Here is a 15,497-nt window from a genome sequence, read left to right as displayed (position 1 = left end):
AGACACGAGACGTGCCGTTCGGGCACGGCAAGGAAGGTCGATGCTGCTAGCGATCGATGCCGGCAATACCAATATCGTGTTCGCGCTGGTCGATGGCGAGGCGATCGTCGCGCGCTGGCGCATCGCGACCGATCCGCGCCGCACGGCCGACGAATATGCGGTGTGGCTGAGCCAGCTGCTCGCGCTTGACGGGCGCGATCGTTCGGTCGTGACCGCGGTGATGATCGGGACGGTCGTGCCGCGCGCTCTCCACAATCTCGAGGTGCTGGCGATCAAATATTTCGGCGTCGACGCGCTGGTGGCGGGGCGCGGTACGGCCGGGTTCGGCATCGCGCTCGATGTCGAGGAACCGCATACGGTGGGCGCCGATCGTGCGCTGAACGCGATCGCCGCGCATGCGGCGCACGCCGGTGACCTGATCGTCGTCGATTTCGGCACGGCGGCGACGTTCGATGTGGTCGACTATACCGGGGCGTATAAGGGCGGTATCATCGCGCCGGGCATCAATCTGTCGCTTGATGCGCTGGTGACGGCGGCGGCCAAACTGCCGCGGATAGCGATCGAGGCACCGGCGTCGACCAGCGTCATCGGCCGCAACACGGCGGACCAGATGCATATCGGCATTTATTGGGGCTATATCGCGATGATCGAGGGGCTGGTCGCGCGGATGAAGGCGGAGATCGGCCGCCCCGTCCATGTGATCGCCACTGGCGGGCTCGCGATCCTTTTCGAGAAACACACGCAGGTGTTCGATTCGATCGAACAGGACCTGACCATCACGGGACTGGCGATGCTGTGGCGCCGCACCCATATCACTACAGCAACGTAACGAAGCAAACCGAACCCGCGAATGGGCGCGGGCATTGAAAGAGATTGAGTGACACCAAAGAAAGAACTGCTCTTCGTCGCGCTCGGCGGATCGGGCGAGATCGGCATGAACGTCAACCTGTACGGCACCGCCGGCAAATGGCTGATGGTCGATTGCGGCGTGACCTTTGCCGACCCGGCCTATCCCGGCATCGACGTGATGTTGCCCGACGTGCAATTCATCGAGGAACGCGGCGACCAGCTGCTGGGCATCGTGATCACGCACGGGCATGAAGACCATATCGGCGCGCTGCCCTATCTGGCTGCCGATCTGGGCGTGCCGATCTATGCGACGCCGTTCACCGCCGGGCTGATCCGCGGCAAGCTGGACGAGGAAGGCATTGCCGACCGCGTGAAGCTGAAGATCGTGCAGCTGGGCGGCGACATCACCGTCGGGCCGTTCGGCGTGAAGTTCGTGCCGATGGCGCACTCGATCCCAGAATCGACCTCGCTCGTCATCTCGACGCCGCACGGCAAGGTGTTCCATTCGGGCGACTGGAAGCTCGACCCGCAGCCGATGGTCGCGACCCCGGCAACGCCGGCGGAACTGACCGCGATCGGTGACGAGGGCATCCTCGCGCTCGTGTGCGATTCGACCAACGTCTTCAACACCGAGGCGTCGGGGTCCGAAGCCGATGTCCGCAAGGGGCTGTTCGAGCAGATTGCGTCGGCCGAGGGGCGGCGGGTGATGGTCACCAGCTTCGCATCGAACGCGGCGCGGCTGCACACGCTGGGCGAGGTCGCACGCGACACCAACCGCAAGGTGTGCGTCGCGGGCCGCTCGCTCGACCGCATCCTGAAGGTCGCCAAGGCGACCGGCTATCTCAAGGAATTTCCGCAGACGGTGGATTTCGACACCGCGATGCGCCTGCCGCGCGATCAGGTGCTGATCATCGCGACCGGCGGGCAGGGGGAGGCCCGTGCCGCGCTGGCCCGCATCGCCAATCGCGAACATCAGTTGAGCCTCGAATCAGGCGACCGTGTGATCTTCTCGTCGAAGCAGATTCCCGGCAACGAAGTCGCGATTGGTCGTATTCAGAACCAGCTGGCGGCGGCGGGGATCGAGATGGTCACTGATCGGCAGGCGCATGTTCACGTGTCCGGTCACCCGGGACGGCCGGAACTGGCCAAGCTTTATGGCTGGCTGCGGCCCAAGGTGCTGATGCCGGTGCATGGCGAGATGCGCCACCTGATGGAGCATGCCCGCTTCGCGCTGTCGCAGGGGATCAAGCAGACGCTGGTCCAGACTAATGGCGACATCGTGCGCCTGGCGCCGGGCAACCCGGTCAAGGTCGGCAATGCTGTCGTCGGTCGCCTTGCGCTCGACGGTGATGTGATCCTGCCGGCGGACGGCACGACGATCAACGAACGACGCAAGCTGGCCGCCTATGGCCATATGTCGGTGGCGGTCGCGATCGACCGGCGCGGGCAGTTGATCGGCGAACCGCAGATCCGGGTGCAGGGCGTGCCCGTGGAAGAGGATCGCGAGCCGTTCCTTGAAGAAGCGGTCGACGCTGCGGCCGAAGCGGTGACGTCCAAGGGGCGTGAACGCGGCAAGCTGCCCGAGGCGATCCGGCTTGCCGTGCGGCGTGTCGCGACGCGCTGGACCGGCAAGAAGCCGGTCGTCGACGTCCTCATCATCCCGGCCTGACGACCGTTATGGCGTGGCAATCGGCACTAGCGATCTACCTGCTGTTCTGGGTGTTCGCGATGTTCCTGGTATTGCCGTTCGGGGTTCGCACGACGCAGGAAGCGGGCGAACCCCGGGTGCCCGGACAGGCTGACAGCGCGCCGTCCGGGTTCAGTTTCAGGCGGATGGCGTGGCGCACGACCATCGTCGCTACGGTGCTGTTCACGCTGTTCTACCTGAACTTCGTGTTCGGATGGGTGACGGCGGATATGCTGGATTTTTATCGCTGAGGGTTTGGGCTAGGCTGCCTTCGCGTACCGCCTGAGTTTTCCAGACCTAGCCAACTATTCGTTTGCTTAGAGCGCAGGTTCGAGCTTGTCGAGAACCGTAGTCCAGAAGGGGCCGCCCCAACTTCGGTGTTTTCGACGGGCGCTTCTCGACTTCGCTCGAAGCTGCTCGAACCGAGCGGGTTGGGTTGGTTCGGGTTAGGAGAAGCAGAAGCGCTGTAAAATCGCGCTCGTCAGCTTCGCAACCGCTCGATCGCCTGCGCCAGCACGACGTACAGCTTGCCCATGTCCGACGACAACAGCGTTACACCCATCGGCGATCCGTCGCGCAGGCCCAGTATCTGGCGCAGCATCGCTTCGAAATCGTGGATATAGCGGTTGACCTGATCGCGGAATCCTTCGTCCTCGTCGTAGAGGATCGCGATCTCGCGTGCCTGCGCGCTGTCGATCAGCCGCACGGCGCGGCGGGTGAAGACGCCGCGGTCGCCCTTCAGATACGCGGCCCATGCGGTGTCGGACACGTCGGTCGACAGCGAGCGGGCAATGTCGATCGCCGCCGAATTCATCGCCTCGATCAACAGCGAGACGCGGCGCGAGAATTGGTCGCTGTCGGCGGCCTCGCGCTCGGCGCGCGCGGCGGCGATGCGGTCGTCAAGCTGCTTGCTGGTGTCGGCGATGTCGAGCATCTGCCGCGACAGCCGCTCCGACGCCTCGATGGCCGAGGCCACGGCGTGGTTGGCGATGGTCGACAGTTCGGCGACTTGCGCGGTCACCGCCTGATCGACGGCATTCGCCAGCGCTCGTGCGCCCTGCGTCTCAAGGTCGCGCGCGGCGTCGGGCAAGACCTTCGACAGGGTATCGCGCGCCTGCTGACTGGCGGCTTCGGCGGTGTCGCGGATGCGCAGCATCGCTTCGGACAGGCGCGGTGCGGCATCTTCGGCGAAGCGGACGGTCGTCGCGATGGTATCGTCGACGACGGTGCGGACCCCTTCGATCCGTTCGGCGCCGCGGTCGAGCGTGTCGAGCAGCGATTGCTGCACGGTCGACAGCGTATCGCGCTGCATTTCGACCACGCCGGCAATCGCCTCGATCGCGTCATGCGTGCTTTCGGCGGCGGTGACGAGCGCCAGCAGTTCAGGCTTCGATCCGGCGACGACCGCGCGGCTGTCGGCGATGCGGGCGTCCAAGCGGTCGAGCGCACCGGGCAGGGTTTCGTCCATTTCGCGTGCGGCCGAGTCGAGCGCGGTCAGCACTTCCTCGGCGGTCGCGATGACGCGGCGGGCGGTGTCGTCGCCGTTGGCGAGCGCTTCGGCCAGCGCATCGGCGACCTGCGTCAGCGCGCCGACCGATCCGGCCACCGCCTGCGCGCGTTCGACCCCGGTGGTGCGCAGCCGGTCGAACCGGTCGTCGACGCCCGACAAGCCGTCGTTGAGCAGGGTTAACAGCGCCTCACTGTCGCGGCGGCGATCGTCCAGCTGGCTGGCGAGGGTGCGGATCGCGGTATCGATCTGTGCGACGCGGGCGGCGAGCAGTTCGGCACCTTCGCGACCGGCGCGTTCGATCGCCGAGCCATTGGCTTCGATCATCGCGATCGTCGCGTCGCCCTGTGCCGTGATCGCCTTGCGCGATTCGTCGATCGCGGCGGCGGCACGCTCCAGCACGGCGTCGATCGCGCCCGACATGGTGCCGATCACGCTTTCGAGGCGGACGCCCGCGCTCTCGCTGGTCGCCTCCATCCGGTGCATGTGCGCGGCCAGTCGCTGTGCCGCACCGCCGGCCAGTTCGTCCGCCTCGCGCGAGCGTTGCGCGACGACGGCGAGCTGGGCGTCGAGCGCGGCGACGCGTTCGCTGGCGGTCAGGCCGGTGGTGTCGAGCAGCGCCGCCATCTCCGCCGTTTCGGCATGCGCGCGGGGCAGGGTGGCCAGCACCGTCGACAGCCGTCGTTCGGTGGTCGCGCTCATCCGGTCTAGCGTCGCGGTGGTTTCCCCGATGGCATCAATCTGACGCCGCATATCGGTCGAGATTCCGCGTAACCGATCGGTCGCGGCGTCGCCGAGCATCATCAGCGATGCGCTCTGCTCGACGACCTCCGCGCGCGAATCGGCCAACGTCCGGCGGACCGATTCAAGCACCTGTTCGAGCGCCAACGCCTCGCTACGCATCGACTGGGCAGTCGCGGCGAACCGACGCGCCTCGCTCCGGCTGTTCCGGCGCAGCAGCAGCCACGCGATGCCGAACAGCATCGGCGGCACGCACAGCGCGGCGATGAACGACGCCATGCCGACCGGGCCGAGCGCGGGCAGCGACGGCGCGCTCCACGCCAGCATCCCGCCGATCCATGCCGTAGTGGCGATCCCGGCCAGCGTCGGCGCGATCCAGTTGCGGCGGATCGGTTCGGGTTCGACGACCGCCTCGGCCAGCCAATGCTGCTCGTCATGCATATAGCTGTCGGCCGCGATCTGGTCGTCGGCCTCGTGGCGGTGCTGATGCAGCCCGGTGATCGAACCCCCGTTCATGGCCGGGGTCTATCACGATCGGATGGCCAGCGACAGCGCCGTAACGAAGCGTTAACTCCGTTCGCGCTAACCGGGTGGCATGGCTTATGATCCCGGTGCGATCGATGCGACGCTGGCGGCCGCGGTAGGCGACGAACCGCAGCTGATCGCCGAGTTGCGCGGAGCGTTCGTCGACAGCGCCCGGCGGGTGCTGGCGGTCATGGAAGCGGCCGAGGGCGAGCAGTGGAGCGCCGCTGCCTTCCGGCTCAAAGGGCTGGCGGCCAGCTTTGGCGCGGTGCGACTGATGGCACTGGCGGCGGAGGCGGCAGCATCACCGATCGGCGACCAGGTAACGCTGCGCAAACTGCACCGCGCGGTCGACCGCTTCTAGCTTATCGCCGACGCGACAGTTCGCGCATCGCATCGTCCAATCCAGCTAGCGTCAGCGGATACATCCGGTCGGCGAACAGGTCGCGGACCAGCCGGGTCGAGTGGGTCCAGTCCCAATGCGGTTGCGGGACCGGGTTGATCCATGCCGCCGACCGCCAGTGTGCGGTCATCCGTTGCAGCCACACCGCGCCGGCCTCCGCGTTGTTATGTTCGACCGATCCGCCGGGCTGCACCAATTCATACGGGCTCATCGCCGCGTCGCCGACCATGACCAGCCGGTAGTCGGCGCCATAGGTACGCAACAGGTCGGTCGTCGCGATCCGTTCGGCGAAGCGGCGGCGGTTGTCGCGCCAGACGCCTTCGTACACGCAGTTGTGGAAGTAGAAGAATTCGAGCTGGCGGAACTCGGCAGTCGCGGCGGAGAACAACTCCTCCACCTGTTCGATGAACGGGTCCATCGATCCGCCGACGTCGAGGAACAGCAGCAGCTTCACCGCATTACGCCGTTCGGGCCGCATCGCGACGTCGAGCCAGCCGCGTCGCGCGGTGCCGGCGATCGTCGCGTCGAGGTCAATCTCCTCCGCCAGCCCTTCGCGCGCGAACCGGCGCAGGCGGCGCAGCGCGACCTTCAGGTTGCGCGTGCCGAGTTCGCGGCCATTATCGAGGTTGCGGAACTCGCGCGCCTCCCAGACCTTGACCGCGCGTTTGTGGCGGCTCTCTCCACCGATGCGAATGCCTTCCGGGTTATAGCCGCCATGGCCGAACGGGCTGGTGCCGCCGGTGCCGATCCATTTCGACCCGCCGTGATGCGCCTCGTCCTGTTCGGTCAATCGTTCGCGCAGCAGGTCCATCAACTGGTCCCAGTCGCCGATCGGGGCGATCTTCGCCATGTCCTCGGGCGAGAGATAGCGTTCGGCGACGGCGCGCAGCCAGTCGGCGGGCAGGTGTCGCGGATCGACTCCGGTCGCATGGGCGATACCGCTGAAGACTTCGCTAAATGCGCGATCGAAGCGGTCGACCATCGCCTCGTCCTTCACGAAGGTCGCGCGGGCGAGGTGATAGAAGGCGTCGAGCGACGGTTCGATGACGCCGCGATCGATCGCTTCGACCAGCATCAGGTGTTCGCGGATGCTGACCGGCAATCCGACCCGGCGCAGGGTTTCGACGAACGACTGGAACATGGCGGCCGGTCTAGCGCAGCGCGGCGTACAGGCGCCAGTGCGTTCCCGACAGCCCGGCCGGGTCGCCCCGCGCGATCTCGCGATAGCGGCGACCGCACAGGATCAGCGGGGCGGGGAAGGGGGCGTCGCCGTCGCGCTCGACGAAGTGAAAGCAGGCCGGCGGGCAGGGGTTGTCGGCGAGCGTCAGGGCGTAATGCTGCGAACGGGCGGCGGCGGTCAGTATCGCGGTTGAGCGCGAATGATCGACCGAGACACTCGCGCCCTGTGGTGCGACGCGGGCGAGGGTGGCGACGACGCGACCGGGGTCGCCGCGCAGGTTGGTGATTACTTGGGCATCGCGCAGCGCGGTCGAGGCGCTGAAGGCGACGACAATCACGACAGCGAGCGATCGCCAGCCTAGTCCGCGGGCCCATGCGTTGGGCAGCGCGATCGCTGCGCAGAGCAGCACGGGCGGGACGGCAACCGCATAATAGCGCGCGCCGCCGCTATTAGGGAGCGCGAGCAGGCCGATGGTCAGCGGCAACAACAGGGCGGTCAGCAGCGCAAGCGTCCACAACCGGTCGCGCGCCACCCGCGCCAGCAATGCGATTGGTAGCAGGAGCAGCGGCACGCCGAGGCTCCAGCCCCAGAGCTGGTCGAGCGCCTGCCCCCATTTGTCCCAGTCGTGCGGCTCACGATTGCCGAACTGAAAGCCGGTGGGACTGTTCGCCGCCGCACTCCATGCGAGCGCGACGAGCAGCAGCACGACGGCCGCCGCCGGTGCGAACACCCGCAACGTTGCCGCGACGCCGCGCCCCGGCCCCAGCGCACGCGTCCGGTCGAGCAGCACCCACAGGCCGAGCGCAACGAGGCCGAACACCATCGTCGCCTGTGCGAGACAGCCCAGCAGCGCCGCAAGTGCCAGCGCGGTCGCCGGTGACGCCGTCTCCTCCGTCAGCCAGCGATCAATCGACGCGATCGCGACGACGAACGCGAACAGCATCGGCGCATAGCCCCGCGCCTCCGTACCGTAGATCAGCAGGAAGGGGGAAAGGGTAAAGGCCAGTGCGGCAACGATCGCCGCCGTCGGCCTGCGCCGGGCTGCAATCGCTGCGGCAACCGGGATCGTCGCGGTACCGCTGACGATCGATAGCGTCCGCTGGAGCATCGGGGACGCGTCGGCGCCGACCCATTGCAGCCACAGCGTGTTGAGGTGATGGTTGTTGTCGTGGTTGATGCGGAACAGCACCCCCCCCGGGGTGGCGCTGTCGTACGCGAAGATCGCCGACCACGCCTCGTCCAGCCACAACCCGCCCCGCGCGGCGAGGCAGCGCAGCAGCAATCCCACCAGTGTGATGATCGCAACGATCGCCCATGGCGTATCGCGTGTCCCTGTCCCCATCACGCCGGTCTAGCCGAGGGGATCGCCGGCGGCCAAGCGTCTAGCGGGCGTAGGCGTCGATCAGCGACCCGACATAGTCCGGCGCATCACTGCTAAGTTCCGCCGCCGGGCGGGGGCCGTAGATGAAGCCGTGGGTCGGATATTCCGAGCTGCCCAGCCCCTGCGAGTCGCGATACCAGACCTTGACCCGCGTCCAGTCGCCCTTGCGCGACACGTCGAACACCGTCACGTCCTGTTCGACCCCGCCGCGGACGCCGTTGATCCGCGACCAGTTGGCGTGCGTCACCATCGCCACGCGCGGCTCGACGACACGGCTGATGACGAGGACATGGCCGAGCGGCAGGCGCGATGTCTTTTCGAAGGTCAGCACCGCACCGACCCGCGGCGTTTGTCCCCGCGGATAGCGTCCGTCGGCCTGATCCCACCAGGTCCAGGCGTCGCCATAGATTTCGACCCCGGACGCGGCGCGCGCGAAGGGGACGCACTGCCCGACATAATCGAGCAGCGAACGTGCCCCGAGCGGGAAGCTTGCGGCACCGGCAAAGACGAGGAGCAACAGGCCCCGGATAAGCGAACCGAACATGCGCCCGATTGTGCTACGCGTTCCTCGCCAATCGGTTGGCGATTACGGTTAACGAACGGTTTCCGCCACATCCTGCCGCCCGGATGCAACGGCTGGTCGCGCGTCAGCTCTGCCGGCGGTGCAGGAAGGCGAGCCGTTCGAACAGCATGACATCGGCCTCGTTCTTCAGGAGCGCACCGTGCAGCGGCGGAATCGCCTTTGCCGGGTCGTGCGACGCCAGCACGTCGAGCGGCATGGCGTCGTGCAGCAGCAGCTTCAGCCAGTCGATCAGTTCGCTGGTCGACGGCTTCTTCTTCAGCCCCGGCGTGTCGCGTACCGCGAAGAACAGGTCGAGCGCGCGGTTCACCAGCAGCTTTTGTATCCCCGGAAAATGCACGTCGAGGATCGCCTGCATCGTCGCGCGATCGGGGAAACGGATATAGTGGAAGAAGCAACGGCGCAGGAACGCGTCGGGCAGTTCCTTTTCGTTGTTCGACGTGATCACCACGATCGGTCGTTCGCGCGCAGCCACCCGTTCACCCGTTTCGTAGACGTCGAACGCCATGCGATCGAGTTCGTGGAGCAGATCGTTGGGAAATTCGATATCGGCCTTGTCGATCTCGTCGATCAGCAGGACGGGCAACACCGGGCTGACGAACGCCTCCCACAATTTGCCGCGGCGAATATAGTTGGCAATGTCGTGGACGCGCGGATCGCCGAGTTGCCCGTCGCGCAGCCGCGCCACGGCGTCATATTCGTATAGCCCCTGTTGCGCGCGCGTGGTCGACTTGACGTTCCATTCGATCAGCGGCGCACCGACGGCTCGCGCGATCTCCTGCGCCAGCACCGTCTTGCCGGTGCCGGGCTCCCCCTTCACCAGCAACGGGCGGCGCAGCGTCACCGCCGCATTGACCGCGACCTTCAGGTCGTCGGTCGCGACATATCCCTCGGTTCCTTCGAAGCGCATCGGCTGTCCTGTCATAGGCAGGACGATAGGCGGGGACGCGCGCGGGCGCTAGCGCGGTTCCCGACCAACTTGAACCACCGTCATCGCCCTGCGGGCGACCACTGCCGCGGCGGGGCGCTCTCGATCCGGGACGGCGTTGCTCGTCTGTCACGATGCTCTAGGATCGCTCCCTCCTCTCGCCTTGCCCCGAACCGAAATCACCTCCGTGCCGGTGATCCAACCTGGTCGCAAACCGCGCTAGCCGCGGCTTTCGGCGCGCGCGACCAGCAGGTCCCACAACCCGCGATGCTGCGCCAGCAACTGCTGCAGGCCAAAGGTCATGGCGCGTTCGATCGGGCCGTCGCCGGTCACCGTATCGATCAGCCGCATCGTCTGCGCCGGCGAGGGGAGATGGTTCGGCAGTGTGTCCAGTCCGAGCCGGATCGCGGCGGCATCGAGCGGGCGGCGGATCACCGGCCAGTCGAGCGTGACGCCGATCGCTGCGCCGAGCGCACAGCCGGGACGCACCGATCTCGCCAGCAGGTCGATCGCGTGGCGCTGGGCGGCCAGCGCCGCTTCGGCCGCCGCCTGTCTTGGCGTGCCGGGCGGGGGACCGGCGGCGGCCGATACACGGATCAGATAGGCGCGCTCATCGGCAAAGGCCGCAGCTGCCTGTTCGAACCATTCGGCCGCGGCCGGGTGTTGATCGGCGCGGACAGCATAGTCGACTACGCCCGGATGGCGGCCGTGGAGCGAGCACAACTGGTGCAGCGCGTCGGCGACATCGCGCAACAGGGCGTCGGCGCGTGCCAGCCGGACCGGCGCGACATGCCCGGCGCTGCCGTCGGCCAGAACGATCCGCGAAAGCCGTTCCGCCGCATCGCAACCGTCCCTGTTCGCAATCGCCACTATCAACCGCCGGCTCCCTGATCGTGCACGGGCGCCGCCCGTTCGATCATCGGTATGACGGCAATAGATAACCCAAGCGCGTAGGAACACGGTTGCCGCGAATTTAACCGCGATGACCAAGCAGTTACGCGGTTCGATATTGTCCCGAAACGAACCGCCCCGGCGCTTTGGTAAGGGCCGGGGCGGGGTCGATTACTGGTCGAGGAAGGAGCGCATCTTGCGGCTGCGGCTGGGATGCTTGAGCTTTCTCAGCGCCTTCGCCTCGATCTGGCGGATGCGTTCGCGGGTCACGCTGAACTGCTGGCCGACTTCTTCGAGCGTATGGTCGGTATTCATGCCGATACCGAAGCGCATGCGCAGCACGCGCTCCTCGCGCGGGGTCAGCGATGCGAGAACCCGGGCGACCGTTTCCTTCAAATTCGCCTGGATCGCGGCATCGACCGGAATGATCGCGTTCTTGTCCTCGATGAAGTCGCCCAGATGCGAATCCTCCTCGTCACCGATCGGCGTTTCGAGGGAGATCGGTTCCTTGGCGATCTTCATCACCTTGCGAACCTTTTCGAGCGGCATCGACAGCCGTTCGGCCATTTCCTCCGGTGTCGGTTCGCGGCCCTGTTCGTGCAGGAACTGGCGGCTGGTGCGGACCAGCTTGTTGATCGTCTCGATCATATGGACCGGGATACGGATCGTCCGCGCCTGATCGGCGATCGAGCGGGTGATCGCCTGCCGGATCCACCACGTCGCATAAGTGCTGAACTTGTAGCCCCGGCGATATTCGAACTTGTCGACCGCCTTCATAAGCCCGATATTCCCCTCTTGAATAAGGTCGAGGAATTGCAGCCCGCGATTGGTGTATTTCTTGGCGATCGATATCACGAGGCGCAGGTTCGCCTCGACCATTTCCTTCTTGGCGATCCGTGCCTCGCGCTCGCCCTTCTGCACCATGTTGACGATGCGGCGGAATTCGCCGAGCGCCATGCCGGTCTGCTGCGCGATCTCGGCGATCTCGCTGCGGATGCGGTCGACGGCGGCGCCTTCGTTCTCGACGAAGGCCTTCCATTTCTTGTCGATCGTCGCGACCGACGACAGCCACTGCTCGTCCAGTTCGTGGTCGACATAGCTGTCGAGAAACGCCTTGCGCGGCACCTTGTGGCGCTCGGCCAGCCGCAGCATCTGCCCGCCCAGCGCGGTCAGGCGGCGGTTATAGGCATAGAGCTGATCGACGAGATATTCGATCTTTGCCTGATGAAACTGGACGCTCTCGACCTCGGCGGTCAGTTCTTCGCGCAGCTTCTGGTACTTGCGCTCCTCGGCCGTGCTCAGCCCGTCGCCGGTCGCCATCGCGTCAAGCCGCTGCGACTGCATCTTCGAGAATTTCTTGAAGATGGCAGTGATGTTGGCGAACTTCTCCAAAGCCTGCGGCTTCAGCTGTTCTTCCATCTGCGCGAGGCTGAGGGTGTTGTCCTCGTCGTCGTCGTCGCTCGGGCGCGGGGTGCGGCGTTCGCCGCCTTCCTCGTCCTCGTCGACCGACGCTTCCTCGGGCTCTTCCTCTTCCTTGAACGCCGGGCCGGCGGTCTTGGCGGAAATCTCGCCATTATCGTCGCCGTCCTCGTCGTCGGACAGCGATTCGGGCGCCGGGTCCTTCGACAGCATCGCGTCGAGATCGAGAATCTCGCGCAGCTGCATCGTGCCTTCGTTGAGCGCGGTCGACCAGCCGATAATCGCGTTGAACGTGATCGGCGATTCGCACAGGCCGAAGATCATCGTGTCGCGACCGGCCTCGATCCGCTTGGCGATGGCGATCTCGCCCTCACGGCTGAGCAGTTCGACCGCGCCCATCTCGCGCAGGTACATTCGCACCGGATCGTCGGTGCGGTCGACCGTTTCCTTCTTCTTGACCGGCTCGAACGCCGCGGCGGCATCGTCCTGGTCGGTCGACGCTTCGTCGTCGCTGTCCTCGTCCTGCTTCGCGCGCTCGTCGCCTTCGCCGTCCTCGCCCGCGTCCTCGTTTTCGACGACGTTGACGCCCATGTCGTTCAGCGCCGACATTATGTCTTCGATCTGCTCCGAGGTCATCTGATCCTGCGGCAGCATCTCGTTCAACTGGTCGACGGTGATGTAGCCGCGCTTCTTCGCACGGGCGACCAGCTTCTTGATCGACCCTTCGTTCAGGTCGATCAGCGGCGCGTCGCCGGTATCGATCGTGTCGTCGCCGCCACCATTCGCCTTGGCCATCAATAACCCTCAGAAATTTACGCAGCGCGTGTGTTTGCGCCATTTTACCCGTCGTCTTTGTCCGAGCCCACGGGTTTTGCAAGCCAAGAGCGTGCAATCATCGGGGCGACAGCTAGATTCAGGGCAATTCTATGGCGGCGATATGGGTAGCGGGCGGACGGGGATCAAGCCGCCTCGTCCAGTTCCTCCATCCAGTCGCGGATGCGTGCCTGCACTGCCGCATGGTCGGACCGTGCCTGCTGATATTCGGCGAAGGTGCGCTCGGTCGTGTCCTGTCGGCACCGCTCGGCCGCAGCATTTTCCGCACGGCGGCAGGCCTGTTCGTCGACCAAAATCTGGATGACGTGTAGCAGGTCGGTTTCGGCGACGGTCGGGTCCGTGTCGCGTAGCCAGAAACTGAAGGCGAGGTCGATCTGCTTGTCGCGCCGTGCCAATTCCGCCAGTTGCCGGTCGCTGGCGATCGTATCGCCAAGCAGGCTTTCGGTCAGATCGTTGCGATAGATCGCAAGATCGATCAAATTATCGCGCCAACGACGCAACAGCCCATTTACGATCGGTACCTGGGCTACGAGTTCACAGTGCCGTTTCAGCACATCTACGTGCTGCATCAATCCCATCAATATCGCGCGCTGAAACGCGAAAACCAGATCGACCTTTTTGATGTCCACCGCCGCCGCCATGTCGTTGGCGACGATGCGCAGGCGGCGGTCTTTCGCACCGAACAGGGCGAAGAACTGGTCTTTGAACGTCCGGAAATACTCGCGGCGAATGCCTTCGTGGCCGATCGTGCCGGCAAGGCGTGCCAGTTCGTGTTCGAATGCTGCCCGCTCGTCGGGGCCAGCGCCGGGGGGCAGCGTGGCTAGTTCGAGCCGCCACAGGAAATCGGACAATGATTCGCGCCGCGCAAGCAAATCCTCGAACGCCTGCGGTCCTTCGGCACGGACCAGATCGTCGGGGTCCATGCCGTCGGGAATGGTGACAATCGCGATGCTCTTGCCCGGCTGTAGCAGTGGCAGCGCGCGTTCGGCGGCGCGGCGCGCGGCCTTGATCCCCGCCGCATCGCCGTCGAAGCACAGGATCGGCACGTCCGCCATCCGCCACAGCCGTTCGAGCTGGTGCTCGGTAAGGGCAGTGCCGAGCGGCGCCACGACCTCATCGAACCCGGCCTGTGCCAGAGCGATGACGTCCATATAGCCTTCGACCGCGATCACTCGCTTGGCCTTGCGCGCCGCGGTCTGTGCCCGGTCGATATTGTAGAGCGTGCGCCCCTTGTCGAAGAGCGGGGTTTCGGGCGAGTTGAGATATTTAGGCTCGCCGTCGCCGAGAATACGCCCGCCGAACGCGATCGTCCGCCCGCGCGCATCGCGGATCGGGATCATCAGGCGGCCGCGGAACCGGTCATAGGGTTCCTTGCCCTCGACAGAGATCAGCATGCCCGATTCGACCAGCATCGGATCGCCGTACGACGCCAGCGCCGCCTTCATCCGGCCGCGTGCGTCGGGGGCATAGCCCATGCCGAACGCGCGTGCCGTTTCGGGCTTGATCCCGCGCTTGGCCAGCGCGTCGCGGGCGATGCCGCCTTCGTCGCTCAGCCGGTCTACGAACCAGCTCTGCGCGTCGGCCATCAGTTCGTGCAGGCCCTTGGCGCGCTCCGCCTGCTTGGCCGAGCGCGCGTCCTGCGCGGGCATTTCCATGCCGGCGGCGGCGGCCAGTTCCTTTACCGCGTCGATGAAGGGCAGGCCGCGCTGGTCGGTCATCCAGCGGATCGCATCGCCATGCGCGCCACAGCCGAAGCAGTGGTAGAAACCCTTGTCGTCATTGACCCAGAAGCTCGGCGTCTTCTCGGTATGGAACGGGCAGCACGCCTTGTGCTCGTTACCCGAGCGCTGGAGCTTCACCGACTTGCCGACCAGCGCCGACAAGGTCGTGCGCGCCCGAAGTTCATCCAGAAATTGGGGCGAAAGAGTCATACGCGCACATAGCCCAAACCGCTCGGTTCGAGCAACGTCTAAAGGGTGACCGCTATAGGCTGGTCAGCTTAATGCGGCCTTCACCGCGGCGCTAGCCTTGCTCATGTCGAGTTCGCTGCCGTGGCGCGATTTCAGTTCGGCCATCACGCGGCCCATGTCCTTCATGCCCGCCGCATTCAGCTCGGTCTTGATCGCCTCGATCGCCGCGGCGGTCTGCGCTTCGTCCATCTGTGTGGGAAGGAAACGTTCGATGACGGTCACCTCGCGCGCTTCGGCGGCGGCGAGTTCGGGGCGGTTGCCCTTTTCGTACATCTCGATCGATTCGCGGCGCTGCTTGACCATTTTTTGCAAGACCTCGACCACCAGCGCATCGTCGCTGTCGGGGGCCTTGCCGGTGCGGGCCTCGATATCGCGGTTCTTGATCGACGACTGGATCAGGCGGATCGTGGCGGTGCTTTCCTTGTCCCCGCCCTTCATGGCGGTGACCAGCGCGTCCTTGATGGTGTCGCGAATCATGGCGGTTCCAATGTCGTTTATTCGGGTAAGCGATCACCCCTAGCCGCAATCGATCGGCGATCACAGGATTGACGGGGGGCGGGGTTGGGATTAGCCGCCACCGCTTAGCGACATCATCAGACCAACCC

Annotated in this window: 13 protein-coding genes; 4 read left to right on the top strand and 9 right to left on the bottom strand. The window is 65.7% G+C overall.

Features of this window, described 5'->3' with window-relative positions; genetic code table 11:
• Positions 1 to 40: 40 nt before the first annotated feature.
• From MF610_RS06845 to MF610_RS06835, 3 genes are read left to right on the top strand one after another with little or no spacing between them, the layout of a single operon-like run.
• Entirely contained in the window at positions 41 to 829 is a 789-nt protein-coding gene (locus MF610_RS06845; protein ID WP_242194210.1) for a type III pantothenate kinase, read from the top strand.
• A gap of 48 nt (positions 830 to 877) precedes the next feature.
• On the top strand, positions 878 to 2,518 hold the full coding sequence (locus MF610_RS06840) for a ribonuclease J (RefSeq protein WP_242194207.1): 1,641 nt from the start codon (positions 878 to 880) through the stop codon (positions 2,516 to 2,518).
• Between the two features lie 8 nt (positions 2,519 to 2,526).
• A complete protein-coding gene (locus tag MF610_RS06835) occupies positions 2,527 to 2,787 on the top strand; it encodes a DUF1467 family protein (RefSeq protein WP_242194205.1) in 261 nt (86 codons plus the stop codon).
• Positions 2,788 to 3,017: 230 nt separating this feature from the next.
• On the opposite strand, the gene MF610_RS06830 is transcribed toward MF610_RS06835, so the two are convergent.
• The gene (locus MF610_RS06830; protein WP_242194202.1) at positions 3,018 to 5,300 is read right to left on the bottom strand and encodes a coiled-coil domain-containing protein; all 2,283 of its coding nucleotides are present in this window, start codon (positions 5,298 to 5,300) and stop codon (positions 3,018 to 3,020) included.
• Between the two features lie 79 nt (positions 5,301 to 5,379).
• On the opposite strand from MF610_RS06830, the gene MF610_RS06825 reads away from it, so the two are divergent.
• A complete protein-coding gene (locus MF610_RS06825; RefSeq protein WP_242194200.1) occupies positions 5,380 to 5,670 on the top strand; it encodes an Hpt domain-containing protein in 291 nt (96 codons plus the stop codon).
• Between the two features lies 1 nt (position 5,671).
• On the opposite strand, the gene MF610_RS06820 is transcribed toward MF610_RS06825, so the two are convergent.
• The 8 genes from MF610_RS06820 to MF610_RS06785 form a co-directional block, all read right to left on the bottom strand.
• Positions 5,672 to 6,850: a vWA domain-containing protein gene (locus MF610_RS06820; RefSeq protein WP_242194198.1), complete on the bottom strand. Its 1,179-nt coding sequence runs from the start codon at positions 6,848 to 6,850 to the stop codon at positions 5,672 to 5,674.
• Between the two features lie 10 nt (positions 6,851 to 6,860).
• The gene (locus tag MF610_RS06815; RefSeq protein ID WP_242194195.1) at positions 6,861 to 8,231 is read right to left on the bottom strand and encodes a hypothetical protein; all 1,371 of its coding nucleotides are present in this window, start codon (positions 8,229 to 8,231) and stop codon (positions 6,861 to 6,863) included.
• 40 nt (positions 8,232 to 8,271) lie between these two features.
• The gene (locus MF610_RS06810; RefSeq protein WP_242194193.1) at positions 8,272 to 8,814 is read right to left on the bottom strand and encodes a CHAP domain-containing protein; all 543 of its coding nucleotides are present in this window, start codon (positions 8,812 to 8,814) and stop codon (positions 8,272 to 8,274) included.
• Positions 8,815 to 8,917: 103 nt separating this feature from the next.
• Positions 8,918 to 9,760 carry an AAA family ATPase gene (locus MF610_RS06805; RefSeq protein WP_242195298.1) on the bottom strand — a complete coding sequence of 281 codons (843 nt, stop codon included), beginning with the start codon at positions 9,758 to 9,760 and terminating at the stop codon, positions 8,918 to 8,920.
• A 237-nt stretch (positions 9,761 to 9,997) separates the two neighbouring features.
• A complete protein-coding gene (locus MF610_RS06800) occupies positions 9,998 to 10,648 on the bottom strand; it encodes a DUF6975 family protein (RefSeq protein ID WP_339328518.1) in 651 nt (216 codons plus the stop codon).
• A 192-nt stretch (positions 10,649 to 10,840) separates the two neighbouring features.
• Entirely contained in the window at positions 10,841 to 12,883 is a 2,043-nt protein-coding gene (rpoD, locus tag MF610_RS06795) for an RNA polymerase sigma factor RpoD (RefSeq protein WP_242194189.1), read from the bottom strand.
• 164 nt (positions 12,884 to 13,047) lie between these two features.
• Positions 13,048 to 14,853 (bottom strand): DNA primase, encoded by a 1,806-nt coding sequence (gene dnaG / locus MF610_RS06790; protein ID WP_242194188.1) that lies wholly within the window; start codon positions 14,851 to 14,853, stop codon positions 13,048 to 13,050.
• A 63-nt stretch (positions 14,854 to 14,916) separates the two neighbouring features.
• Entirely contained in the window at positions 14,917 to 15,369 is a 453-nt protein-coding gene (locus MF610_RS06785; RefSeq protein ID WP_242194186.1) for a GatB/YqeY domain-containing protein, read from the bottom strand.
• Positions 15,370 to 15,497 lie beyond the last annotated feature (128 nt).

It is taken from the genome of Sphingomonas hankookensis, from assembly GCF_022664465.1.
Taxonomy (GTDB): Bacteria; Pseudomonadota; Alphaproteobacteria; order Sphingomonadales; family Sphingomonadaceae; genus Sphingomonas; species Sphingomonas hankookensis.
The sequence above is the reverse complement of the archived record's forward strand: the minus strand, read 5'-3'. Positions and strand labels throughout refer to the sequence as shown.